Source organism: Actinophytocola sp. (assembly GCF_036378875.1).
In the GTDB taxonomy this organism is placed as follows: Bacteria; Actinomycetota; Actinomycetes; order Mycobacteriales; family Pseudonocardiaceae; genus Actinophytocola.
This window is the reverse complement of record NZ_DASUVO010000052.1, coordinates 28,760-50,724: the sequence shown is the minus strand read 5'-3', so window position 1 is coordinate 50,724 and position 21,965 is coordinate 28,760. Positions and strand designations below refer to the sequence as shown.

Here is a 21,965-nt window from a genome sequence, read left to right as displayed (position 1 = left end):
GACTTCTGTACTTCTTGGTCAAGAACTGAAGCAGCGGGACGGTGTCACCCCCGTTTCCCGGCGGAACGCGGCGATGAACGCGCTCGTGGTCGCGTAGCCGACCTGCCGGCCCGCGACCGCGACCGGCGTGCCGCCGGCAAGGAGTTCCAGCGCCGCGCGGACGCGGAGCCGAGTGCGCCACCGACCGAAGCCGACGCCGGTCTCGGCCACGAACAGGCGGGACAGCGTGCGCTCGCTGGTGCCGACCGCCCGTGCCCACGCGGCGGCGTCCCGGTTGTCGGACGGGTCCGCCGCGAGCCCGTTGGCCACCCGACGAGGGCGGTCGTCCCGCGGCCAGGTCAGCTCGGCGGACGCGACCGGCGCCGGAGTCAGCACGTCGAACAACACGGACTCGGCGCGGCCGCGCGCGTCATCCGAGAGACTCCCGCCGAGATGGCCGACGAGCGCGGTGAACATCGGTGGGGCAGCCAGCACGGTCGGCGCGGACCACAGCGGCGGGCACCGATCAGGTCTCAGATAGAGACTGTGCATGTCAGCGGCGGGTGCGCCCGCGGTCGTGTGCGGCACACCGGCCGGCACGAACAACGCGCGGCTCGGCGGCAGCACCCATGTCGTGTCCCCGACGCCGATGGTGAGAACTCCGCTGCGGGCCCACGCCAGCTGGTGAGTGGGATGCGTGTGGGTGCCGTAGCGAGCGCCGCGCCCGAGCAGGAAACGTCCGACGAGTGCGGCTCCCAGCGGCGGCTCGACCCATTCGACGGGATGGCCGTAACGCGACACAGCTTGACAGAATACGTGGTTCCGGCCGCGTGGACGGCGTCGTAGCGTCGATCGCATGCCGATGAACGCGATCCACCGCAAGATTTGCCAGTCGGACAAGTGGGCCACCGCGATGCGCGCACAGGTGCTGCCGTGGGCGGTCGGCGATGTCCCGTTGGACGGCGACGTGCTCGAGCTGGGCCCCGGCTACGGCATCACCACTCGTTGGCTGGCCGACCACGGCGGCCGCCTCACCGCCGTCGAGGTGGACCCGGCACTGGCGGCCGACCTGCGCACGAAGTTCGACGGCGAGGTCGACATCCACGAGGCCGACGGCGCAGCGCTCCCGTTCCCCGACAACTCGTTCGACGCGGTCGTCTGCTTCACGATGCTGCACCACGTGCCGTCGCCGGAGAAGCAGAACCAGCTCTTCGCGGAGGCACAGCGGGTGCTGCGCCCGGGCGGGGTGTTCGCGGGTTCGGACAGCCAGGTCAGCCTACGGTTCCGGCTCATCCACATCGGGGACACGATGGTCCCGGTCCCGCCGGAGACGCTGCCGGACCGCCTGCTCAGCGCGGGTTTCGAACACGCGAAGGTAGGCGTGGGCGGCCGCTCCCTCCGCTTCCGCGCCACCAGCTGAACCAGCGGCCCTGGCCGGTGTCCCGAAAGCCGCGATAGGGACGTTCAACGACACGAGCGCGTCTTTCAGGACATGCGGGTTCGTGGCCGGCTGTTAGCCCGATAACACCACCGCGACGATGCCTGCCAGGTGGGCCAGCCTGGCCACCTCGGCGGCGCGGAACTGCGGTCCGCCCGGGCGGCCGACGAGGAGCACGCGCTCCGGCTTGCCCAGCGGGGTGGCGGCCAGCTCCGTGCCGAGCTCCTGCCAGGTCTCCGGCACCCAGGTGTCCTCGCCGTCGAGCACGGTGGCGCGGGCCAGCGGCAGGAACGGCACCTCGAGGGTCTTGAGCTGGGGTGCGGCGGTGGACGCGCAGATGGTCTTGGCGGCCCCGTCCTCCGGGCCGACCACCATGGCCCAGCCGGCGCGGATGATCCGCGGCACGCCCTCGGTGAAGATCGCGAGGCCGTCGTCCGGTTGGGCGGCCACCTCCTCGACCAGCTCTAACTCTCGGTGGGTGTCCAACACGCCCGCGTATGGCCGGACGGCGTCCACCTCGACGTCCTTGACCGACTCCGCCGCGGTGATGAGCACGTCCGGCAGGCGCCCCTTCGGGAGCTCGACGACCAGGTCGTCGATGGCGATGCCGTCGTTCCGCTCCACGACGTCCACCGAAAGGATGTCGGCCCCGATGTCGCCGAGAGCGGTCGCGACCGCCCCGAGCGCTCCCGGAACGTCCGGTATCTGCACCCGGATCAGGAAGGACAAGGCGAACGCCTCCTGCTACGTAGGTCTCGATCTCGTGCCGGCCGACGATTGTCGCAGACACGGGCATCCCGCCGGCCCCGCCGTCCACACCCCGAGACGGCCGGACCCGGCACGAACAGCTTGCCACCTCGATAACCCGTTCGTGCGTCGGTCAAGGCCGCAAATAGACTCGGCCCACACACCCATGGCGAGACCAGGAGTTCGTCCCGTGCCCAACATCTCCCGCGACGAGGTGGCACACCTCGCTCGCCTGGCCAGGCTAGCCGTCACCGAGGACGAGCTGGACACGTTCGCCGGTCAGCTGGACGTGATCCTCCAGTCGGTGGCGCGAGTCGGTGAGGTCGCGGCCGACGACATCCCGCCGACCTCACACGCGGTGCCGCTGACCAACGTGTTCCGTGACGACCTTGTTCGTCCCGGCCTCACACAGCAGCAGGCACTGGCCGGTGCGCCGGCCACCGAGGACGGTCGGTTCCGGGTGCCTCGGATTCTGGGAGAGGAAGCATGAGCGACGTCACTCGTCTTACCGCCGCGGAACTGGCGGAGAAGATCCAGAACAAGGAGATCTCCGCCGTCGAGGTCGCCCAGGCGCACCTGGACCGGATCGCCGCCGTCGACAAGACCGTCAACGCGTTCCTCCACGTCGACACCGACGGCGCGCTGTCCGCGGCCCGGGCGGTCGACGAGGACGTGGCCGCCGGCCGGGAGCCCGCCTCGCCGCTCGCCGGCGTGCCGCTGGCGCTCAAGGACGTGCTGACCCTGTCCGGCATCCCCACGACATGTGGCTCGAAGATCCTGGAGAACTGGGTCCCGCCGTACGACGCGACGGTCACCCGCAAGCTCCTCGAGGCCGGGATCGTCATCCTCGGCAAGACGAACATGGACGAGTTCGCCATGGGCTCGTCCACCGAGAACTCGGCGTTCGGTCCCACCCGCAACCCGTGGGACCTCGACCGCATCCCCGGCGGCTCCGGCGGCGGCTCGTCCGCCTCGCTGGCCGCGTTCGAGTCGCCGCTGGCCATCGGCACCGACACCGGCGGTTCGATCCGCCAGCCCGCCTCGGTGACCGGCACGGTCGGCGTCAAGCCCACCTACGGCGGCGTGTCCCGCTACGGCCTCGTCGCCTTCTCCTCGTCGCTCGACCAGGCCGGGCCGTGCGCGCGGACCGTGCTCGACGCGGCCCTGTTGCACGAGGTGATCGGCGGCCACGACCCACTCGACTCGACCTCGATCGACGCGCCCGTTCCGCCGGTGGTCGCCGCCGCCCGCGAGGGCGCGCGGGGTGACCTGTCCGGCATGCGGATCGGCGTGGTCCGGGAGTTCCAGGGCGAGGGCTACCAGGCGGGCGTCACCGCCGCGTTCGAGCAGGCCGTCGAGGTGTTGAAGAACCTCGGCGCCGAGGTCGTCGAGGTGTCCTGCCCGCACTTCGACTACGCGCTGCCCGCCTACTACCTGATCGCGCCGAGCGAGGCCTCGTCGAACCTGGCCCGGTTCGACGCCATGCGCTACGGCCTGCGGGTCGGCGACGACAACGCGAACAGCGCGGAACAGGTCATGGCGCTCACCCGCGAGGCCGGCTTCGGCGCCGAGGTGAAGCGGCGCATCATGATCGGCACCTACGCGCTGTCGTCCGGCTACTACGACGCCTACTACGGCCAGGCGCAGAAGGTGCGCACGCTCATCTCGCGGGACTTCGAGTCCGCGTTCGAGCAGGTGGACGTGCTGATCTCGCCGACCACCCCGACCACCGCGTTCCGCATCGGCGAGCGCGTCGACGACCCGATGGCCATGTACCTGGCGGACCTGTGCACGATCCCGGCGAACCTCGCGGGCACGCCGGCCATCAGCGTCCCGGCCGGTCTCGCCGGCGAGGACGGGCTGCCGGTCGGCCTGCAGGTCATGGCGCCCGCGTTGCAGGAGCAGCGCATGTACAAGGTCGCGGCCGCCTACGAGGCCGCACGTGACGCCGCGTCCGGTGGCACCCTGATCAGCCGCGTCCCGGAGCTGGAGGTCCGATGAGCACCTTTGCCGTCCTCGACTACGACGAGGTTCTCGAGCGCTTCGACCCCGTGCTCGGGCTCGAGGTGCACGTCGAGCTGAACACGCACACGAAGATGTTCTGCGGCTGTCCCACCGCGTTCGGTGCGGAGCCCAACACGCAGGTGTGCCCGACCTGCCTGGGCCTGCCCGGCTCGCTGCCGGTGGTGAACGCGATGGCCGTCGAGTCGGCCATCCGCATCGGCCTCGCGTTGAACTGCGAGATCGCGCCGTGGTGCCGGTTCGCGCGGAAGAACTACTACTACCCCGACATGCCGAAGAACTTCCAGACGTCGCAGTACGACGAGCCGATCGCGTTCAACGGTTCGTTCGCGGTGACGCTGGACGACGGCACGGTGGTCGAGGTCGGCATCGAGCGTGCGCACATGGAGGAGGACACCGGCAAGTCGCTGCACGTCGGCGGTGCCACCGGTCGCATCCACGGCGCCGACTTCTCGCTGCTGGACTACAACCGCGCGGGCGTGCCGCTGATCGAGATCGTCACGAAGCCGATCACCGGCACCGGTGCGCGGGCCCCGGAGGTGGCGCGGGCGTACGTGACCGCGCTGCGGGACCTGCTGCGCGCACTGGACGTCTCGGACGTCCGCATGGACCAGGGCTCGCTGCGCTGCGACGCGAACGTGTCGCTGATGCGCAAGGACGCCACCGAGTTCGGCACGCGTACGGAGACGAAGAACGTCAACTCGCTGCGCAGTGTCGAGCGTGCGGTGCGGTACGAGATGACCCGCCAGGCCGCGCTGCTGGTCGACGGCGGCTCGATCCTGCAGGAGACCAGGCACTTCGACGAGTCGACGGGCACCACGTCCGCCGGCCGTCGCAAGGAGACCTCCGAGGACTACCGGTACTTCCCGGAGCCCGACCTGGTGCCGATCGCGCCGTCCACCGAGTGGGTGGACAAGCTGCGCACGACGCTGCCGGAGATGCCGTGGGAGCGGCGCAGGCGCATCCAGGCGGAGTGGAACCTGACCGATCTGGAGCTGCGGGACCTGGTGAACGCGGGTGCCGTCGACCTGATCGCGGCGACGGTCGACGCGGGTGCCACGCCGGCCGAGGCCCGCGCGTGGTGGGTCAGCTACCTGTCGCAGGAGGCCAACTCGCGCGGTGTGGAACTGGCGGCGCTGCCGATCACGCCGCCGCAGGTCGCGCGGGTGGCGGCGCTGGTGGCCGATGGCAAGCTGACCAACAAGCTGGCCCGCGAGGTCATCGACGGCGTCCTGGCCGGCGAGGGCGAGCCGGACGAGGTCGTGGCGGCCAGGAACCTGGCGGTCGTGTCCGACGACAGCGCCCTCTACGCGGCGATCGACGAGGCACTGGCCGCCCAGCCGGACGTGGCGGACAAGATCCGCAGCGGCAAGGTCGCCGCGGCCGGCGCGATCGTGGGCGCGGTCATGAAGGCCACGAAGGGCCAGGCCGACGCCAAGCGTGTCCGCGAGCTGATCCTGGAGCGTTGCCAGTAGTTGTCAGTGGGCATCGCTACGATGCCCCGCGCCATGACTAAGTTCGGGGTACTGGGCCCGCTGCAGATCACTGGCCGCGACGGCCGCTGGGTGCGCCTTCGTGGCGACCGCCAGCGGTCGTTGCTGGCCATGCTTCTGTTCAACGCCAACGAGCGGGTGCCGACGGAACGGCTCGTCGACGCGCTGTGGCCGGACGTGCCACCGAAGTCGTACGCCTCCAACCTGCACACGTACGTCTCACGCCTGCGCGAGCGGTTCGGCGCCACGCTGATCGACCACGCCGGCCCCGGCTACCGGCTGTGCGTTGCGGACGGGGACCTCGACCTGCTCACGTTCCGCACGGCGAGCCAGCTTGGTCAGCAGGCGTTGCGTGACGGCGACCCGCACACCGCGGTCCGCCACCTGCGGCAGGCGCTGGCCCAGTGGCGGGACCGCCCGATCGCCGACCTCGTCGTGCCGGCGCTCGACGCGGAGGTCGCGCGGTTGGAGACCGAGCGGCTCACGGTGTTCGAGGACTGTGTGGAGGCCGAGCTGGCCACCGGCCGGTACGCCGACCTGGTGGGGGAGCTGCAGGCCGCCGTCGCCGATCATCCGCTGCGGGAACGGCTTGTCGGCCAGCTCATGCGGGCACTGCAGGGCGCCGGTCGACAGGCGGACGCGCTGACCGTGTACCGGGACGCCCGCGCCACGCTGATCGACGAGACCGGCCTCGAACCGGGTGCCGAGCTGCGGGCCGTGCACGCGGAGATCCTGCGTGGCGACGAGTGGCCCGTTCGTCAGCTGCCGGCCGACATCCGCGTGTTCACCGGCCGCGACTCGGTCGTCGACGAGCTGACCGCGCTGCTCACGGGACAGGACTGCCCGCCCGTGGTGCTGACCGGGGAACCCGGCGTCGGCAAGAGCACCCTGGCGATTCGAGTCGGGCACCGGCTGGCCGATGTGTTCCCGGACGGCCAGCTCTACGCCCACCTGGCCGGCGCCACCGCGCCGCGTCCGGTCGACGACGTGCTCGCCGACCTGCTCCGCAGCCTCGGCATCACCGGCCCCGGCATCCCGGATGACACCCACGCCAAAGCCGCGGTGCTGCGCAGCAGGCTCGCCGGTCGCCGCGTGCTGGTCATCCTCGACGACGCCGCCGACCCCGGCCAGGTCGGCCCGCTCCTGCCGGGCACCCCGAGCAGCCCGGTGCTGGTGACCAGCCGCCGCAGGCTCACCGGACTGGACAACGCCCACCGCGTCACGGTCGGCTCGCTGACCGACGACGAGGCGGTCGACTTCCTCGGCGCGGTCGCCGGCCCACGGGTCGCCGCCGATCCGGACGGCGCCAGCCGCATCGCCGCCGCCTGCGGGAACCTGCCGCTGGCACTGCGTATCGCCGGCACCCGGCTCGCACTGCGCCCGCAGCTGCGGCTCGCCACGCTCGCGGACCGGCTCGCCGACCAGCGCCAACGACTCGACGAGCTGTCGCACAGCGACCAGCAGGTCCGGTCCAGCCTCGCCCTCAGCTACGACGCGCTGACCTCGCCTGCCCAGGCGACGTTCCGGTTGATCAGCGCCGCGAACGTGAACAACCTGCCGGCGTGGACGATCACGGTCCTGCAGGACGGGTTCGCGGGGGAGGCGGCCGTCGACGAGCTGATCGAGTCGAGCCTGCTGCAGCCCGCGGGCGTCGACGCGTGCGGTGAGCCGAGATACGAGATGCACGACCTCGTGCTGGCGTTCGCGCGGGAGCGGCTGTTCGCCGAGGAGGGGCCAGAGGTGAGCGGTCACGCGACCGGCCGCCTGCTCGACGCGATCCTCGCGGTCGCCGACCTGCTCGCACGCGACCTGCCGCTGCCGTTCCCCTCGATCGACGGGGACGAGCCGGTGCCCGAGCTGCCGCTGCCGGCCGAGACGATCGCGCGGTACACGGCCGACCCGATCGCCTGGTTCGCCGTCGAGCGCACGTCCCTTGTGGACGGTATCGGGCGGCTGGCGCGGATCGGCCGGCACGGGGTGGCGGCGCGGATCTTCGAACGGCTCGCCAGGTACCTGTGGCCACGCGGCGCCTACGCGGACGTGCGGGTGTGTGCGGTGGCGCTTGGCGAGGCCGCGCGCGCGGCGGGTGACGAACGGCTGGAGGTGTGGGCGGCGGCGGTGCACGCGCGGGTGCTGCACGTGCGCGGGCACTACGCGGAGGCCGTCGAGCGGTACCGGTGGTGCGAGGCGCGGCTGGCCGACGGGCCTGCGCTCGCGTGGGTGCTGACCAACCTGGCCGAGTGCCTGACCGGACTCGGGGTGCCGGAGGAAGCGTTGGCACTGACCGATCGCGCGGCCGAACTGTCTACTTCGGACACTGTGGCGGCGGCCCGGTCGGCGGCGCTGAACCGCTTGGGGCGGCCCGACGAGTCGGTGCGGGTGGACACCGACGCGCTGGCGGCCGCCCGTGAGTCGGCGGAACCTCCCTCGGTGGCGCGAGCGTTGCAGAGTCTGTCGTGGAGCCTGGTGCTGACCGGTCAGCTGGACCGGGCGGCGGCCGCCGCGGAGGAGGCGGTGGCCCTGCTGCGGCAGACCACGGCACGCTCGGCGCTCGCACGGTCGTTGCGCACGCTGGGCGCGATCCACGCGGGGCGGGGCGAGCGGGCCCGCGCGCTGACGGCGTTCGCCGAGTGCCGTGCGATCGCGGAGCAGATCAACGAGGCGCCGCGTGTGCTGTCCTGCCGCCGTGCGATCGCGGCGGGCTGGGTCGGCGACGGTGAGGCCGCCCGCGCGGTGACCGAGCTGCGGGCCTGCCTGGCGGCGTACCGGGAGATGGGCAGCACGTCGTCGGCGACGATCACGTTGCGACTGCTGGCCGCCGCGCTCGACGCGGCCGGTGAGGCGGTCGAGGCGAAGACAGCGCGTGCGGAGGCCGACGAGATCGCCGACCCCCGCGACGCCAACGCGGATGCGCTGGCCACGCTGTTGTTGAACCTGACGACGGTGCCGGGCCCCTCGCTCTCGGCACCGTGAGCCGTCGGGCTCCCCCGCCCGACGCCTCGGGGGACCTAGTGGCCGGCCTTCAGGGCGTTCTTGTAGCGGCCGTTCGCCGGCAGCCACGTGAAGATGATCGCGAGGATGGCACCCAGCATGGCGAGCATGCTGAGGGCGGCCATCGTGGCCGTGCTGTCAGTGCCGATGATCATGAGGCTGAAGACCAGCGTGAGCGCGGCCGAGATGGTCACGAGCACACGCGCCCACGTCGCGGCCTTCGTCATGCAGAGGCCGAACAGCAGCAGCAGGGCGCCACCGGCGAGCACGAGGTAGCCACGCATGTGGAAGGTGCTCAGGTAGCTGTCGACCGAGTCGTAGCCGGACAGCGTGACCGCGAACTCGAGGTCGGCCGCGGAGAGTCCGGCCTCCTCGAACACGGTCTCGAGCAGCTCCCTGCCCCCCGTGGCGATCATGACACCGTTGACGATCGACGCCAGCGCGGTGACCACGACGATGCCGATGGCCGCGGTGAGCAGACCGGGCCGGCGAACAGCTGCCCGCGCGGTCGGCGCAGCAGTGGTTGTGGACACGTTTCTCCTTGCTAGTAAACGAAATAATGGAAAGATGGCCACACTTGCGGCACCCCTCGGGCCGAGGTGGCCACCCAGGCGGAGCAGCGTACGGACGCCCGCCACACGGAGCGCACACAGAACTGGTGGGGCTACCCCCACCCTGTGTTCGGTGGTCCGCACCATCCCGCCACCCGCGCTGGCCCGGCAAGGTTCTTCTCACCAAGATCGTTGGGAGGAAACGAAATGCGCAGAACGAAGGTGCTCGCCGCGGTCCTCTGTGCCGGCCTGCTCGTGCCGGGTGTCGCGGTGGCCACCCCGGAACCGGTCGGTGCCGAGCGGCAGGACGAGGCGCGGCTGGTGTCGGCCACGGTGATCAAGCAGCTGTCCCGGCAGGAGGTCGTCGACTATCTCGCCGGGTACGAACTGGACACGTCGGCCGTCCGGCACGGCGTGGACCTCTACCTGGTGATCTATCGGACGCCCGGTGTGGACGGTCGGCCCACGACAGCGAGCGCACTGGTCGTCCTACCGCGCACCAGGGAAAGCACGCTCCGCACGGTCACGTGGTTGCACGGCACCCGCGTCTACCGCGGCGACACGGGTTCCCTGTCCGACAACCTGGACCGGGGTGCGGCGGTGCTGTTCGCCGCGTCGGGCTACGCGACGGTCGCCCCCGACTACCTGGGGCTGGGTGTGGGACCGGGCCATCACCCGTACATGACCTCCGAGCCGACGATCTCCGCGACGCTGGACGCCCTGCGCGCGACCCGCACCCTGGCGGCCCGCTCCGGCAAGCGGCTGGACGAGCGGGTGCTCGTGAGCGGGTTCTCCCAAGGTGGGCAGGCGTCCCTGATAGTGGGCCGGGAACTGCAGCGGTCGCGTGAGTTCTCGCTGGGCGCCATCGCCGGGATCGCGGGCCCGTACGACATCCGCGGCGAGGAGCTACCGGCCTCACTGGACGGTCGGCTGAACGGGATCAGCGCGACCATGTACCTTGGCTACGCCATCACGACGTGGAACCGCGTCCACAAGCTGTACGACTCGCCGTCCGAGGCGTTCCGCGCGCCGTACGACCAGGTGGTGGAGTCGCTGTTCGACACCAACCACGCCGAGATGGACGTCGTGACCTCCCTGCCAAGCACGCCGAGGGAGTTGTTCACCGACGAGTTCCTGGCCCGGCTCGCGCACCCGACCGGCGCCTTGGCCGAGGTGTTGGCGGAGAACGACGACGCGTGCGACTGGCGGCCCCGCGTGCCGGTGCGGCTGTTCGCGGGCACCGCCGACACGGACGTCGTCTACAGCAACTCGGAGAGCTGCGAGGATTCCCTGCGAGACCGTGGCACCAGGGACGTCCGGGTCGTGAACGTGGGGGCCGTCGACCACTTCGGCTCTGGCTGGCTGGCGTTGCCGAAGGTCCTTGCCTGGTTCAACGACCTGCGCTGAGCTCCCGTTCGAAGCAGACCGACAGCACCGACCCGACGTAGTTGCCGAAGAGCGGGATCTCCCGGTAGCCCTCACGGCGGTAGAACCGTTGCGCGTCGGGCTGTTCGGTGCCGGTCTCCAGTCGCAGCGTGTGCCATCCACGTTCGGCGGCGGCCGCCTCCAGGGCACGCAGGATGCCTTTCGCCACACCGGAACCCCGCATCCCCGGCGCGACGTACATCCGCTTGATCTCCGCGCTGGCGGTGTCCAGCCTGCGCAGCGCACCGCACCCGACGGCCTCCCCGCTGTCGCGGTCGACCGCGACCAGGAAGAGGTCGATGTCGGCCGCCGACGGCAGGGGGCCGGGCTCGTGGTCGTCGGTGCCGTAGCGGGCGTCCAGCTCGGCGCGTTGCTGTCGCCGCAGCTCGGCGCCCGCGGCGTCGTCCCAGGTCCGTGCTTCGATCATCCAGTTCATAACATCTGTTACCGTAACGGATGTTACGACCGATGGGGGTGCGATCCGTGTCACGAACCGCCGACCGGCAGGTTCAACTGTCCCGCGCGGTGTGGGAGGTGCTCGCGAACCACGGCATCGAGCGGCTGACGATCCGGGCGGTGGCCGCCGCGGCTGGCTGCACGACGGGGTTGGTCATGCACCGGTTCCCGAACCGCCATGCCCTGCTCCGGCACGCCCGCCAGCTGTTGCACGAGCGGACCCGTGAACGGGTCGAGGCACTGGAAGCCTCGGCGGCCGACCCTCGAGCCGCCCTGCGTGCCGTTCTCGCGCAGGGTCTGGCGACGGACGCGGAGACCGCCGCCGAAAGCATTGTGTGGATGGGTTTCCTGGCCGCGGCGGTCGGTGACGACGAGCTGCTCGACCTGCACCGGGCCAACAACCGGGTCTGGCGGGAGCGGATCGGGCGGCTCGTCGGGGCGGTCGCCCCGGACTGGCCGCCGAACCGGGTGCGGACAACCACGTTCGCACTGATCGCGATGGTGGAGGGCGCGGCGGCCCTCGCGTCCACCGACCCGGCCGCCTACCCGCCCGCCGCGCAGTTGGCGATGCTCGACACCACCCTCACCGCGCTTGGCCTGTAGCGGCGCACTCCGACTTGCGGCACTCGCTGGGGCTCATGCCGTAGCGGCGCTTGAACGCCGCGCTGAAGCCGAACGCGTCCGCGTACCCGACCTGGTGCGCCACCTTGGCGACGGTCGCGGTTGAGTTGGTCAGCAGGTCGGCGGCCTTGGCCATCCGCCAGTTCGTCAGGTACGTCAGCGGCGGCTCGCCCACCAGCGTGGCGAAGCGCCGGGCCAGCGTCGTGCGGGACACCCGCGCCTCGCCGGCCAGGGCGGCGAGCGTCCACGACTTGTCTGGCGCGGCGTGCATCGCCCGAAGCGCCGGGCCGACCGTGTCGTCGGTCAACGCGCGGTACCAGCCGGGTGGGACGGTGTCCGGCTGACCGAACCAGTCCCGCAGCGTGCACACCAGCAGCCAGTCGAGCAGGCGGTCCAGCACGACCTGCCGTCCGGGCGTGCACGCGGCGAACTGCGCCTCCAGGAAGTCGCGGAGCGAGGCGCACTCCTCGCCGGTGTCGGGCACGACGAGCACCGGCGGCAGCACGTCCAGCAGCCGCCGGGCGACCTCGCCGCGCGCCTGGTACGTCCCGACGAGCAGCACCGCTGGTTGGTCGCCGGAGAACACGACAGAGCCACGCACGACGGCGGTGTCCCCGACCCGCACGAGCCGCGGCTCACCACCGTCGTGGGAGAGCCACCCTTCGCCCCGCATGGGCGTGTACAGCGTCAGCGTCTCGTCGGTGGCCCGCAGTGCCCACGGAGGTGTCAGCTCCGTCCGGTCGACGCCGGCACCCTCCGTGCGGACGCCCCTCAGCAGTTCGTCGAACGGATCCATGATCCTCACGATACGGGCACGATCGGACATGCCCGGCGTACGACGACCCATGTCCAGTCCGCTTGGTGACCAGTTCACTGGGTGTCATGAACAACGCGATTGTGGTCCTGGGCGCGACGGGCAAGACCGGACGCCGGCTGGTGCGCACACTGCGGGACGCGGGCGAACCCGTGCGGCCGGCCTCCCGCTCCAGCGAGGCACGGTTCGACTGGACCGACCAGGACACGTGGCCGGCCGTCCTGGACGGGGCGTCGGCGGTCTACCTGGTGGCCCCTGGCGAGCCGGAACCGGTGCACGCCTTCGTGAAGCAGGCGACGGAGGCGGGTGTCCGCCGTTTTGTGGCACTGTCCGCCCGCGCACTGGACGAGTTCTCGACGGAGTTCTTCCAGGGCATGCACGCCGCGGAGCAGGCTGTGCGCTCCTCCGGTGTCGAGTGGACAATCTTGCGCCCGAACAACTTCAGCCAGAACTTCGACGAGGACGTGTTCCACGCCCCGCTCCTGGCCGGCCGGCTCGCCCTGCCGATCGGTGCCGTGCCAGAACCGTTCATCGACGTCCGGGACATCGCCGACGTCGCCGCGGCGGCCCTGTCCACGGACGGCCACCACGAAAAGGTGTACGACCTCTCGGGCCCGCGTGCACTCACGTTCGCCGCGGCGGTGGAGAAGATCGCCACGGCCTCCGGACGAACCATCCACTACGAGGAACTGACCCCGGACGAGTTCCGGGACGAGCTCCTCGCCGAAGGACTGGACGAGCACACCGCCGCGGAGCTGAACGCGTTGTTCGCCGGGATGCGCGCCGGTCTCTCCAGCGAGCCCCGCGACGGTGTCCGACAGGTACTCGGCCGCGCCCCGATCGACTTCGACACCTACGTGTCCGGCGCCTGGGCCTAGCGCGACGTCAGCAGGTGCGGCACTCCAGCGGAACCCGGATGACGAAGTTGACGCTGCTGACCGAACCGGCCGCGTCTGCCGCGGTGACCGTGACGTTGCGGATACCGGGCGTCGCGGGGCCGGAGATCAAGCCTGTCGACGCGTTGATACTCACGTACGGGGGCAGCCCGGTCGCCGACCACGTGTACGGCGTGACGCCGCCGGTGGCGGTCATCTGGACGTAGACCTGGCTGCCCTCCCAGAACAGCTGGTTTCCTGGATTGATAACGGTGAACGTACTGGCTGTGCGCGTCGTCTGGGCCGCGGCCGAGGTCGTGGTGATCGTGGCCAGGGTGAATGCGGCGACCATGGCAAGGCAGAGTCCGGCCAGTCGCCGGCGCAGGGGAGTTCTGTCCATGACGGCTATCTTGGGCCGCTTGGCCCGGCGCCAAAACGGTTCGGGCCAGGTTTGCGGAGGACGGCCTACCGAGGGTGAGCTGGAAGAGCCAGTACGGCAGGCTGACCGCCACGCCCGGTGATGTCTGTCAGTCGGGCCCGCCGCCGCCACCGCCGCCGCTCACGGCGATCACGAACGCGCGGTCGTCGCTGGAGACCGGACTGCCGCCGTCCTTGTTGACCGTGCCGGCCACGGCGATCTGGTCGTTCACCACGTCCATGCCGCCGAGGAGGCCGAAACCCTCGTCCTTGTCCATGGTGACCTCCGGCTTGCCGGAGAACGAACCGTCCGAGGCGAGTGGCAGGCGCTGTGCGTTGGCGGCTGTCGACATCACCACCAGCACCCCGGTGACCGTCGCCGCGCAGCCCGCCACGCCCGGCCGGTCCGGCCACGTCCAGGCCGGCGCCGACAGCTGCCCGCCCTCCAGCTTGTACAGCACGTCCTGCGTCGCGGCCCGGTCCGTCACCCACGCGCCGGGCCCGTTCACCGTCGCGCACAGGCCGCCCGGTGCCCGCAGTCCGCTCGCCACCACCAGCGAGTTCGGGGTCGGGTTGCCCGGCGCGGGCTGGCCGGCCGTGTCGAACCGCAACACCTTGCCGGCCAGGGAGGCCAGATCGCCGGAAGTCTGCGCGTTGCCGGCGTCACCGGTCGCGAGCAGCAGCGCGCCGCTGCGGTCCAGCGCCATGGCACCGCGGTTGTTCGTGGCTCCGCGCGGGATGCCGGTGATGATCGGCTTCGGCACGTCGCCCGGCGCGATCCGCACCACGCGGTTGTCGCTCGCCGTCGTCACGTACGCGAAGATCAGTTGGTCCTCTGCGTAGCTGGGGGACAGGGCGAGCCCGGTCAGGCCGCCGTCCGTGCTCCCGTCCACCGGCACGGTCGCGACGAGCTCCGGCTCCGTCCCGGCCTTGACCCGCATGATCCGCCCGCTGCGCCGCTCGCCGACCAGTGCGGTCGGGTCCGTTCCGGTGCCGGGCAGCGCCGCCACCGCCGCGATCGTGTCCAGGCAGGTGCCGATGACCGACGGGTTGTAGTCCGTGCACCCGTCCGGCGGCGGGATCTCCGTCGGCTCGCCGCCACCACCCGGCCCCGCTTCGGGCTGCCCCTCGCCCGGCACCTGCGGATCCGGGCCGCCCTGTGGGGTCAGCTGCTCCTGCGGCTGCCAGCTGTCCGGCGACGGCTGGTCGACGAACGTGGCGCATCCGGCCGTCAACAGGACGGCGCCGAGCACACCAGCCAGCAGCGACCTCGAGGACATGCCCCAAACGCTAGGGGCACGGCCGTGAACCTCGGGTAAGTAGGGTGCTGGCGTGAGCGGAGTGTGCGGAGCGGGTGGGGTGCTGGCGTGATCACTGTGCTGGTGCCGGACGAGCAGGGCGAGGCCGCGCTGGCCGGGTACGACGGCCTCGAGGTCGTCCGGTACACGGGCCGGCCGGTGTCCGAGCACGCCGAGGTGCTGATGCCACCGTTCCTCGTCGAGACGGACCCGGCGGAGTTCGTCGCCGGCCTGCCGAACCTGCGGCTGATCCAGCTGCTCACGGCCGGTGCGGAGACCTGGGTCGGCCGTGTTCCTCCCCACGTCACGCTGGGGATCGCGCGGGGCGCGCACGGTGGCAGCACGGCGGAGTGGGCGCTGGCCACGCTCCTTGCCGTGTACCGCGAGCTCATCCCGTTCGAGCGGGACCGTGCCACGAGGACGTGGGTCCGCCGGCCGACCGAGACGTTGATCGACAAGAAGGTCCTGGTCATCGGCGCCGGTGACCTCGGCACGCAGCTCAAGCGCCGCCTCGACGCGTGTGACGCGGTGACCACCCTCGTCGGCGTCCGCGCCCGGGAGGGCGTGCACGGTGTCGACGAGCTGCCCCAGTTACTGGGTGCGCACGACGCCGTGGTGCTCATGATGCCGCTCACCCCGGCCAGCACCGGCATGGTGGACGCGGCGTTCCTGTCCAGAATGCGGGACGGCGCCGTGCTCGTGAACGCCGCCCGCGGCAAGGTCGTCGACACCGATTCGCTGGTCGCTGAGCTGACCAGTGGCCGGTTGCGGGCGGCGCTCGACGTGACCGAGCCGGAGCCGCCGCCTGCCGACCATCCTCTGTGGACGGCTCCTAACCTGCTGCTCACCCCGCATGTCGCGGCGAGCGTGACGGGTTTCCAGGCTCGGGCGTACGCGGTGGCCGCGGCGGAGATCGCCCGGTTCGCGGCGGGGGAGCCGCTCCACAATGTGGTACACGGCGACTACTAATCGGCGCGGTTCTGGGTCGTCCGTTCGGTCTATGGCCTACCCTCCCTCGGGTGAGCACTGAAGACGACCGTGGCTACTACACCACCGGTGACTCCTCGTCCACGACACAGAGTTACGGAACGCCCAGCACATCGTCGGGGTTCTTCGACGAAGACAACGCGTTCTCGAACGCTCAGACCACGACGATCACCGGTTTCGGTGACGTCGACACCCCCGCCGACACGGCGGAGGAAACCACGCCGGACAGTGGCCCCCAGTGGCACTGGGGCCTCGACTTCGGCCTGCTGGTGCTGCGGCTGGTCCTTGGTGGCTTCTTCGTCGCCCACGGCACGGACAAGATGTTCGGCTGGTGGAACGGCGACGTCGAGGGCATGGACGCCACAAGAGAGATGCTCACCGGACTCGGGTTCACCGAGCCGGGCATCCTCGCCTGGGTGCTCGCGGTGAGCGAGACCGTGGGCGGCGTGCTCGTGATCCTCGGCCTGTTCTTCCCGGTCGGTGCGGCGGCACTGCTCGGCGTGATGGCCAACGTCGTCGTCGTCCGGGGTAACTGGAACCAGTTCCTGGGCACCGTCGAGATGGAGATGATGTTCGGCGCCGCCGCGTTCGCCCTGCTCTTCACCGGGCCTGGCCGCGTCGCGATCGACCGGCACACCCCGTGGTGGCGCAAGGCGCCCGTGTTCGGCCTGGTGTTCCTGGTCATCGCGGCTGGACTGTCGGTGGTCACGCTGGTGGTCTGGCGCTAGTAGATACTGGCGGGCGTGCCATCAGCGCTTCCCGACGGTGACGTAGCACCGGTCGACGGTGCCCTACCCGAGCCTGCCCTGCGCGGGCTCGGGCGACGGCCGTTCGGCGTGTACGTGCACGTCCCGTTCTGCGCCACCCGCTGCGGCTACTGCGACTTCAACACCTACACGGCCGCCGAGCTCGCGTCGTCTCCGGCGTCCCCGACCTCGTGGCTGGCCGCTGTCCGCCAGGAGCTGTCCATGGCGGCGGACGTCCTGGGCACACCGCCACCGGCCAACACGGTCTTCGTGGGCGGCGGCACGCCGTCGCTGCTGGGCGCGTCAGGGCTCGCCGAGGTCCTGGACGTGGTCCGCGACACCGTGGGCCTGGCCGCCGACGCCGAGGTGACCACGGAGTCCAATCCCGAGTCAACGTCCCCGGAGTTCTTCGAGGGCATCCGGGCGGCCGGCTACACCCGGGTGTCCCTCGGAATGCAGTCGGCGGCCCCTCACGTGCTGGCCGTGCTGGACCGCACCCACACCCCCGGCCGCGCGACGGCGGCGGCCCGGGAGGCGCACCGCGCGGGCTTCGAGCACGTGAACCTGGACCTGATCTACGGCACACCGGGTGAACAGCCAGCCGATCTGGCCCGCTCACTGGACGCGGTGCTGGAGGCCGGCGTCGATCATGTCTCGGCCTACGCACTGATCGTGGAGGACGGCACCGCGCTCGCCCGCCGGATCGCGCGAGGCGAACTCCCGTACCCGGACGACGACGTGCTGGCTGACCGCTACGAACAAGTGGACAGTGCCCTGGCCGCGGTGGGCCTGCACTGGTACGAGGTGTCCAACTGGGCGACGGAGCCAAAGGCGTGGTGCCAGCACAACCTGGGCTACTGGCACGGCGCCGACTGGTGGGGCGCGGGCCCAGGCGCGCACAGTCATGTCGGCGGCGTGCGGTGGTGGAACGTCAAACACCCGGCCCGCTACGCCGCCCTGCTCGCGGAGGGGAAATCCCCTGCGGCCGCGAGAGAAACCCTGACCGCGCAGGACCGTCACCTGGAGCGGGTGATGTTGGAACTGCGACTGGTGGACGGTCTCCCCGTGGATGTCCTTACCCCGCAGGCCCAGTCGGAGGCTCGCGCGGCAGCGGCGGAAGGCCTACTGGACGAGGCCGCCCTGGCGGGTGTCAACGGCCGTTTCGGTCGCTGTGTCCTCACCTTGCCGGGCCGTCTACTGGCCGACGCGGTCGTCCGCCGCCTTACCTAGTGCCGCGTCAAGCAACGTTGGGTAGGTAGTCCGGGCGGCGGATCTTGGAGTCGATGGCGTAGTGGCGTTTGGGGTGGCAGTGGCGGTTGGCTGGGAACTTCACTCGCGCTCCGCAACACGTAGAAGGGTACGAGTTTGGTCGACTCGGACGGCGACGGCCGGTTGTCCCGCGCCGAGTTCAGCACGCTGTGGCTGGAGTTCTGGGCAGGTGACAACGCGGACGCGGCCGGGACGCTTGTGTTCGGCCTGCTCGCCGCCTGATTGTCTACAATGATAATTTCAGCCGTGCTTGAAACCGTTGCACGCTAAGACGCTCTTTCCCCATGCTTGGGCGCGGCAAATCCCAGACTATGAGGGGGGAACGTGCGCAAAGCATTCATCCGCGGCATGGCCGCGACCGCGGTCGCCGGTTCGATGCTCGCTCTGTCACCGCAGGTCGCGCTGGCTGCTGGCGGGAACTCTTGCTGGAACGCGGGCATCGCCTGCGACCTGAACGCATCCGGGTTCCCAGGCAATGATCTGCGTGTCACCGCGGACGTGCACGGTCAGGGGACCGGAAGGTGGGGCGTCTCGGTCAACGGGCAGCTTGTGTGCGGCGAGAACTGGTTCGACGCCAACGCCGGGCCGCAGACCTGGAACTGCAAGTTCCTGCCCCCCGGGCACGTCTACGCCTACGTCAACGGCCCGCAGGGCCCGGTCAGCCTCAGCGTCAGCTGGTAACGAGCTGGTCGATCACCGCGAGCATTTCGTCGGTCGCCAGGCGCAGAAGCCTGGCGACCGACTGCTTCGCGCGCGTTGCGTCCCCGGAAGTGATGGCCTCGGCCAGTTCCCGGTAGCTATCCACGCGGCTGACCTCTGCGCTGAGCACGGTCGCGAGCGCGTCGATGGCGGGTTCGTATGCGGCACAAGGTGTCGATAGAACCGGCCTAGTGCCGCATCAAGCAACGTCGGGTAGGTAGTCCGGGCCGCACTCGATCCAGTTCAACCAGGACGCGTTGGTGGGTGTGTAGACCAGCTCGATGTCGTGATCGGTGCACCAAGTGGTGACCTCGGCTTTGCCGTGGGAGCCGTAGTTGTCGCAGACCAGGTAGAGCTTTCCGGTGGGGAAGCGTCGGCGGAGTTGCTTGCAAAAGTCCAGGAATTGTGGCCAGCGTTTGCGGTCCCGGAACCGGTAGAACATCTGCCCGGTGGCGAGGTCGAGCGCGGCGAACATGTGCCGCACTCCCTTGGTACGGGTGTAGGTCGCGCGCTGGCCTGCAGGACGGCCGCGGGGGAACCAGCCGCGGCCGGGGCGGGGTTGCAGGTTCAGCGGCCCGAACTCGTCGACACAGATCACCCGACCGTCGGCGGGCGGGTGGTCGTAGAGGTCGAGGATGCGGTCCTTCTTGGCCACGAAGGCCGGATCCTTGCTGGCCTTCACGTCTTCACGGCCTGCCAGGACACGCCCGCCCTACGCGGGATCTGACGGACGGTCTCGGTACTCGCCCTGATCCAGGCGTGTTCGGCGAGGGAGTCGACCAGCTTGGTCAGGCTCCAGGTCGTGAACGACAACCCCAACTCAGCGGGCTTGCACCTGGCGATGCGGCAGATCTGATCACGGGCGGCCGGACCGAACTTAGCTGGTCGGCCGCCCCTCCATTTTGGGTTCAACGCCGCGAAACCAGAGCTGTTGAACGCGTGGATCACCTCCCGCATACCCCTCGCCGGCGGCGAACATCACCGCGATCTCACCCGCGGATCGGCCCTGCACCGACGCCAACACGATCCCCGCCCGCCGCAGCCGCCCGATCCCGGGCCGACCTCGTGATCTAGACCAGCCGCTGCGCCTCCTCAATTCCGCTGCTCGGGCTGGCGGCTACGCCGTTTTCGCCTTCCGTCCAGAGACCTGTCGCGCGGTGCTCGCCGTCTCGGGAGACTCGGTCGCCAACCCCGCGAGCAGATGCCCGATCACGAGGCGGTACTCCTCACGTACGCGGGGCTTGTCCTCCTCGCTTGCCTCGGCGAGGGCCTGCCCGGCCGCTCCGAGCATGGCGTAGGCGATGCGCGCGGTCGTGTCCGTCGGCAACCGCTCGATGTGTCCGCTCTCCATGAGCGTGCGCACGTGCTCCTCGATCAGGCCGAAGGCGAATTCGTTCTCGAGTTCGGCCCATCGTGCCCAGCCACACGCGATCGGCGCCTCCTGCCACACGACGCGGCCGTACACCGGGTCCGTGCAGGTTTCCAGGAACGCGTCGAGCGCCAGGATCGCCGCCTGCCAAGGGTCTTCGCCCTGCGCGCCGGCAGCTCGTGACCGCTGCACGGCCTCGGTCTCCATCTTCTCGAAGACCGCTTCGAAAAGCGCCTTCTTGCTCGAGAAGTGGTGGTACACGGCACCGCGCGTCGCCCGGATGTCCGCCGCGACGTCCTCCAGCGACGTCCCGGCGAAGCCCAGCGTGGCGAAGCGTTTGGTCGCCGCTTCCAGCAACGCGGCCCTCGTGGCCTCCGAGAACTGGTCGCGCCGACTCTTGCCCGTTGACATGCACGGAGTATAAGACATACGCTGTGTATGTTACCGACGCTGAGTAGGTGAATGTGCCACATCAGTGGCCTGGGAGGGGACCCGCCGGCGGTACGAACATTCGTGTGACCGGCGTCGACCCTCCAGCTGACTCGTAACAAGGAGGGTGTCGTGACCGACGCCGAGGTTCTCTTCAACCCGCTGACGCCCGGCTTCACCGACGATCCGTACCCGCACTACGACCGCATGCGGGACATCGACCCCGTGCACGAACATCCGCTGGGGTTCTGGCTCGTGACCCGGTACGACGACGTGGCCGCACTCCTGCGCGCCAACCTGTCCGTCGAGATCCGCAACCTCGCCGGCGGCGCCGTCGTCGAGCAGTACGAGGAGATCACCCGCGAGGGCAGTGCGTTCGCACTGTCCATGTTGGACCGAGACCCGCCCGACCACACCAGGCTGCGCCGACTGGTCACGAAGGTGTTCACGCCAAAGGCCGTGGCAGCGCTGGAACCGAAGGTGACCGCACTGGTCGACGCGGCGCTCGACGAGATCGCCGAGCAGCGGACCGTGGACCTGATCGACGCGCTGGCGTTCCCGTTACCGTTCGCGGTGATCTCCGAGATGCTGGGCATGCCGCCGACCGACCACGTCCGGCTTCGTGAGCTGACCGGCATGCTCGTCCGCTCACTGGAAGTGGTCATCGAAGCGGATCTGGTGCAGGCGATCGCCTCGGCCGAGATCGAGCTGTCCAACGCGATGCGCGAGATCATCGCGTGGAAACGCGACAACCCGGCCGACGACCTGCTCACCGCCCTCATCGCCGCCGAACACGATGGCGACCAACTGACCGACGACGAGTTGGTGGCGCAGGTCCTGCTCCTGTACGTCGCGGGCCACGAGACCACGGTGAACCTCATCGGCAACGGCGTTCTCGCACTGCTACGCAACCCAGACCAGTTGGCCCTCCTTCGCGCGAGGCCGGATCTGGCAGCCAACGCGGTGGAGGAGTGCCTTCGCTACGACAGCCCGGTACAGCAGTCCCGCCGCATCACCACGACCCCGTACACGCTCGGCGGCCGTGAAATCCCGGCCGGCACGTTCGTAGCGGCCGCCCTGGCCTCAGCCAACCGCGACGACCGCCATTTCGGCCCCACCGCGAACGAACTGCGCATCGACCGCGAAGACGCCCGAACACAGGTGTCCTTCGGCGCGGGCCCGCATCACTGCCTGGGCGCCGCGCTGGCTCGTCTGGAAGGCCGGGTCGCCATCGGCCGCCTGGTGAGCCGGTTCCCGAACCTGGCGCTCAACGGAACGGTGGAATGGAACGGTCGCTTGAACCTCCGAGGCGCGGCAAAGCTCCCGATCATCGTCTGAA

The 21,965-nt window shown here is 70.3% G+C and carries 25 protein-coding genes; 14 read left to right on the top strand and 11 right to left on the bottom strand.

The features are described from left to right. Positions 1–18: 18 nt before the first annotated feature. On the bottom strand, positions 19–780 hold the full coding sequence (locus VF106_RS15235) for an AraC family transcriptional regulator (RefSeq protein WP_330840346.1): 762 nt from the start codon (positions 778–780) through the stop codon (positions 19–21). Between the two features lie 55 nt (positions 781–835). Here VF106_RS15235 and VF106_RS15230 point away from each other — a divergent pair, with 55 nt between their 5' ends. Next, positions 836–1,399 (top strand): class I SAM-dependent methyltransferase, encoded by a 564-nt coding sequence (locus VF106_RS15230; protein ID WP_330840345.1) that lies wholly within the window; start codon positions 836–838, stop codon positions 1,397–1,399. 93 nt (positions 1,400–1,492) lie between these two features. On the opposite strand, the gene VF106_RS15225 is transcribed toward VF106_RS15230, so the two are convergent. After that, positions 1,493–2,146 carry an ACT domain-containing protein gene (locus VF106_RS15225; RefSeq protein WP_330840344.1) on the bottom strand — a complete coding sequence of 218 codons (654 nt, stop codon included), beginning with the start codon at positions 2,144–2,146 and terminating at the stop codon, positions 1,493–1,495. A 208-nt stretch (positions 2,147–2,354) separates the two neighbouring features. Here VF106_RS15225 and gatC point away from each other — a divergent pair, with 208 nt between their 5' ends. From gatC to VF106_RS15205, 4 genes are read left to right on the top strand one after another with little or no spacing between them, the layout of a single operon-like run. Continuing rightward, positions 2,355–2,654 (top strand): Asp-tRNA(Asn)/Glu-tRNA(Gln) amidotransferase subunit GatC, encoded by a 300-nt coding sequence (gatC, locus tag VF106_RS15220; protein WP_330840343.1) that lies wholly within the window; start codon positions 2,355–2,357, stop codon positions 2,652–2,654. Beyond that, positions 2,651–4,165: an Asp-tRNA(Asn)/Glu-tRNA(Gln) amidotransferase subunit GatA gene (gene gatA / locus VF106_RS15215; protein ID WP_330840342.1), complete on the top strand. Its 1,515-nt coding sequence runs from the start codon at positions 2,651–2,653 to the stop codon at positions 4,163–4,165. The genes gatC and gatA overlap by 4 nt, the downstream gene beginning before the upstream one ends. Next, positions 4,162–5,661 (top strand): Asp-tRNA(Asn)/Glu-tRNA(Gln) amidotransferase subunit GatB, encoded by a 1,500-nt coding sequence (gene gatB / locus VF106_RS15210; protein ID WP_330840341.1) that lies wholly within the window; start codon positions 4,162–4,164, stop codon positions 5,659–5,661. The genes gatA and gatB overlap by 4 nt, the downstream gene beginning before the upstream one ends. Positions 5,662–5,694: 33 nt before the next feature. Beyond that, positions 5,695–8,652 carry an AfsR/SARP family transcriptional regulator gene (locus VF106_RS15205; RefSeq protein WP_330840340.1) on the top strand — a complete coding sequence of 986 codons (2,958 nt, stop codon included), beginning with the start codon at positions 5,695–5,697 and terminating at the stop codon, positions 8,650–8,652. A 35-nt stretch (positions 8,653–8,687) separates the two neighbouring features. On the opposite strand, the gene VF106_RS15200 is transcribed toward VF106_RS15205, so the two are convergent. Then, positions 8,688–9,203, bottom strand: a complete 516-nt coding sequence (locus VF106_RS15200) for a hypothetical protein (RefSeq protein WP_330840339.1) — start codon at positions 9,201–9,203, stop codon at positions 8,688–8,690. 225 nt (positions 9,204–9,428) lie between these two features. On the opposite strand from VF106_RS15200, the gene VF106_RS15195 reads away from it, so the two are divergent. Further along, on the top strand, positions 9,429–10,628 hold the full coding sequence (locus tag VF106_RS15195; RefSeq protein ID WP_330840338.1) for a lipase family protein: 1,200 nt from the start codon (positions 9,429–9,431) through the stop codon (positions 10,626–10,628). Here VF106_RS15195 and VF106_RS15190 read toward each other — a convergent pair. After that, on the bottom strand, positions 10,612–11,073 hold the full coding sequence (locus VF106_RS15190; protein ID WP_330840337.1) for a GNAT family N-acetyltransferase: 462 nt from the start codon (positions 11,071–11,073) through the stop codon (positions 10,612–10,614). The two genes, VF106_RS15195 and VF106_RS15190, sit on opposite strands and share 17 nt — an antisense overlap. A gap of 56 nt (positions 11,074–11,129) precedes the next feature. Here VF106_RS15190 and VF106_RS15185 point away from each other — a divergent pair, with 56 nt between their 5' ends. Then, positions 11,130–11,705, top strand: coding sequence for a TetR/AcrR family transcriptional regulator (locus VF106_RS15185; protein WP_330840336.1), 576 nt, complete (start codon positions 11,130–11,132; stop codon positions 11,703–11,705). On the opposite strand, the gene VF106_RS15180 is transcribed toward VF106_RS15185, so the two are convergent. Beyond that, positions 11,686–12,519, bottom strand: coding sequence for an AraC family transcriptional regulator (locus VF106_RS15180; protein ID WP_330840335.1), 834 nt, complete (start codon positions 12,517–12,519; stop codon positions 11,686–11,688). The genes VF106_RS15185 and VF106_RS15180 overlap by 20 nt on opposite strands. Before the next feature lie 86 nt (positions 12,520–12,605). On the opposite strand from VF106_RS15180, the gene VF106_RS15175 reads away from it, so the two are divergent. After that, positions 12,606–13,415, top strand: a complete 810-nt coding sequence (locus tag VF106_RS15175) for an NAD(P)H-binding protein (RefSeq protein ID WP_330840334.1) — start codon at positions 12,606–12,608, stop codon at positions 13,413–13,415. A gap of 7 nt (positions 13,416–13,422) precedes the next feature. Here the strand turns inward: VF106_RS15175 and VF106_RS15170 are convergent, their stop codons facing one another. Beyond that, a complete protein-coding gene (locus VF106_RS15170) occupies positions 13,423–13,812 on the bottom strand; it encodes an Ig domain-containing protein (RefSeq protein WP_330840333.1) in 390 nt (129 codons plus the stop codon). Between the two features lie 127 nt (positions 13,813–13,939). Next, complete coding sequence (locus tag VF106_RS15165; RefSeq protein ID WP_330840332.1) at positions 13,940–15,109, bottom strand: PQQ-dependent sugar dehydrogenase; 1,170 nt, start codon at positions 15,107–15,109, stop codon at positions 13,940–13,942. A gap of 87 nt (positions 15,110–15,196) precedes the next feature. Between VF106_RS15165 and VF106_RS15160 the strand changes: the two genes are divergently transcribed. The 5 genes from VF106_RS15160 (at position 15,197) to VF106_RS15140 (ending at position 18,810) form a co-directional block, all read left to right on the top strand. Next, positions 15,197–16,096 (top strand): NAD(P)-dependent oxidoreductase, encoded by a 900-nt coding sequence (locus VF106_RS15160; protein WP_330840331.1) that lies wholly within the window; start codon positions 15,197–15,199, stop codon positions 16,094–16,096. 50 nt (positions 16,097–16,146) lie between these two features. Continuing rightward, complete coding sequence (locus VF106_RS15155; protein WP_330840330.1) at positions 16,147–16,842, top strand: DoxX family protein; 696 nt, start codon at positions 16,147–16,149, stop codon at positions 16,840–16,842. 15 nt (positions 16,843–16,857) lie between these two features. Then, positions 16,858–18,090: a radical SAM family heme chaperone HemW gene (hemW, locus tag VF106_RS15150; protein WP_330840329.1), complete on the top strand. Its 1,233-nt coding sequence runs from the start codon at positions 16,858–16,860 to the stop codon at positions 18,088–18,090. A 135-nt stretch (positions 18,091–18,225) separates the two neighbouring features. Next, the gene (locus VF106_RS15145) at positions 18,226–18,351 is read left to right on the top strand and encodes a hypothetical protein (protein WP_414638971.1); all 126 of its coding nucleotides are present in this window, start codon (positions 18,226–18,228) and stop codon (positions 18,349–18,351) included. Between the two features lie 102 nt (positions 18,352–18,453). Beyond that, positions 18,454–18,810, top strand: coding sequence for a hypothetical protein (locus tag VF106_RS15140; protein WP_330840328.1), 357 nt, complete (start codon positions 18,454–18,456; stop codon positions 18,808–18,810). On the opposite strand, the gene VF106_RS15135 is transcribed toward VF106_RS15140, so the two are convergent. The 4 genes from VF106_RS15135 to VF106_RS15120 form a co-directional block, all read right to left on the bottom strand. After that, on the bottom strand, positions 18,800–18,958 hold the full coding sequence (locus tag VF106_RS15135) for a hypothetical protein (protein WP_330840327.1): 159 nt from the start codon (positions 18,956–18,958) through the stop codon (positions 18,800–18,802). The genes VF106_RS15140 and VF106_RS15135 overlap by 11 nt on opposite strands. A 69-nt stretch (positions 18,959–19,027) precedes the next feature. Beyond that, positions 19,028–19,510, bottom strand: a complete 483-nt coding sequence (locus tag VF106_RS15130; protein WP_330840326.1) for an IS630 family transposase — start codon at positions 19,508–19,510, stop codon at positions 19,028–19,030. Next, on the bottom strand, positions 19,507–19,785 hold the full coding sequence (locus tag VF106_RS15125) for a helix-turn-helix domain-containing protein (protein ID WP_330840325.1): 279 nt from the start codon (positions 19,783–19,785) through the stop codon (positions 19,507–19,509). Before VF106_RS15125 ends, VF106_RS15130 begins: the two co-directional genes overlap by 4 nt. 160 nt (positions 19,786–19,945) lie before the next feature. Continuing rightward, on the bottom strand, positions 19,946–20,608 hold the full coding sequence (locus tag VF106_RS15120; RefSeq protein ID WP_330840324.1) for a TetR/AcrR family transcriptional regulator: 663 nt from the start codon (positions 20,606–20,608) through the stop codon (positions 19,946–19,948). Positions 20,609–20,758: 150 nt separating this feature from the next. On the opposite strand from VF106_RS15120, the gene VF106_RS15115 reads away from it, so the two are divergent. Next, complete coding sequence (locus VF106_RS15115; protein ID WP_330840323.1) at positions 20,759–21,964, top strand: cytochrome P450; 1,206 nt, start codon at positions 20,759–20,761, stop codon at positions 21,962–21,964. Position 21,965 lies beyond the last annotated feature (1 nt).

Coding starts and splice junctions, on each gene's coding strand:
- VF106_RS15180 (WP_330840335.1), bottom strand. CDS start 12,519: ATGGATCCGTTCGACGAACTGCTGAGGGGCGTCCGCACGGAGGGTGCC.
- VF106_RS15120 (WP_330840324.1), bottom strand. CDS start 20,608: ATGTCAACGGGCAAGAGTCGGCGCGACCAGTTCTCGGAGGCCACGAGG.
- gatA (WP_330840342.1), top strand. CDS start 2,651: ATGAGCGACGTCACTCGTCTTACCGCCGCGGAACTGGCGGAGAAGATC.
- VF106_RS15175 (WP_330840334.1), top strand. CDS start 12,606: ATGAACAACGCGATTGTGGTCCTGGGCGCGACGGGCAAGACCGGACGC.
- VF106_RS15205 (WP_330840340.1), top strand. CDS start 5,695: ATGACTAAGTTCGGGGTACTGGGCCCGCTGCAGATCACTGGCCGCGAC.
- VF106_RS15195 (WP_330840338.1), top strand. CDS start 9,429: ATGCGCAGAACGAAGGTGCTCGCCGCGGTCCTCTGTGCCGGCCTGCTC.
- gatB (WP_330840341.1), top strand. CDS start 4,162: ATGAGCACCTTTGCCGTCCTCGACTACGACGAGGTTCTCGAGCGCTTC.
- VF106_RS15165 (WP_330840332.1), bottom strand. CDS start 15,109: ATGTCCTCGAGGTCGCTGCTGGCTGGTGTGCTCGGCGCCGTCCTGTTG.
- VF106_RS15125 (WP_330840325.1), bottom strand. CDS start 19,785: ATGCGGGAGGTGATCCACGCGTTCAACAGCTCTGGTTTCGCGGCGTTG.
- VF106_RS15170 (WP_330840333.1), bottom strand. CDS start 13,812: ATGGACAGAACTCCCCTGCGCCGGCGACTGGCCGGACTCTGCCTTGCC.
- VF106_RS15190 (WP_330840337.1), bottom strand. CDS start 11,073: ATGATCGAAGCACGGACCTGGGACGACGCCGCGGGCGCCGAGCTGCGG.
- VF106_RS15230 (WP_330840345.1), top strand. CDS start 836: ATGCCGATGAACGCGATCCACCGCAAGATTTGCCAGTCGGACAAGTGG.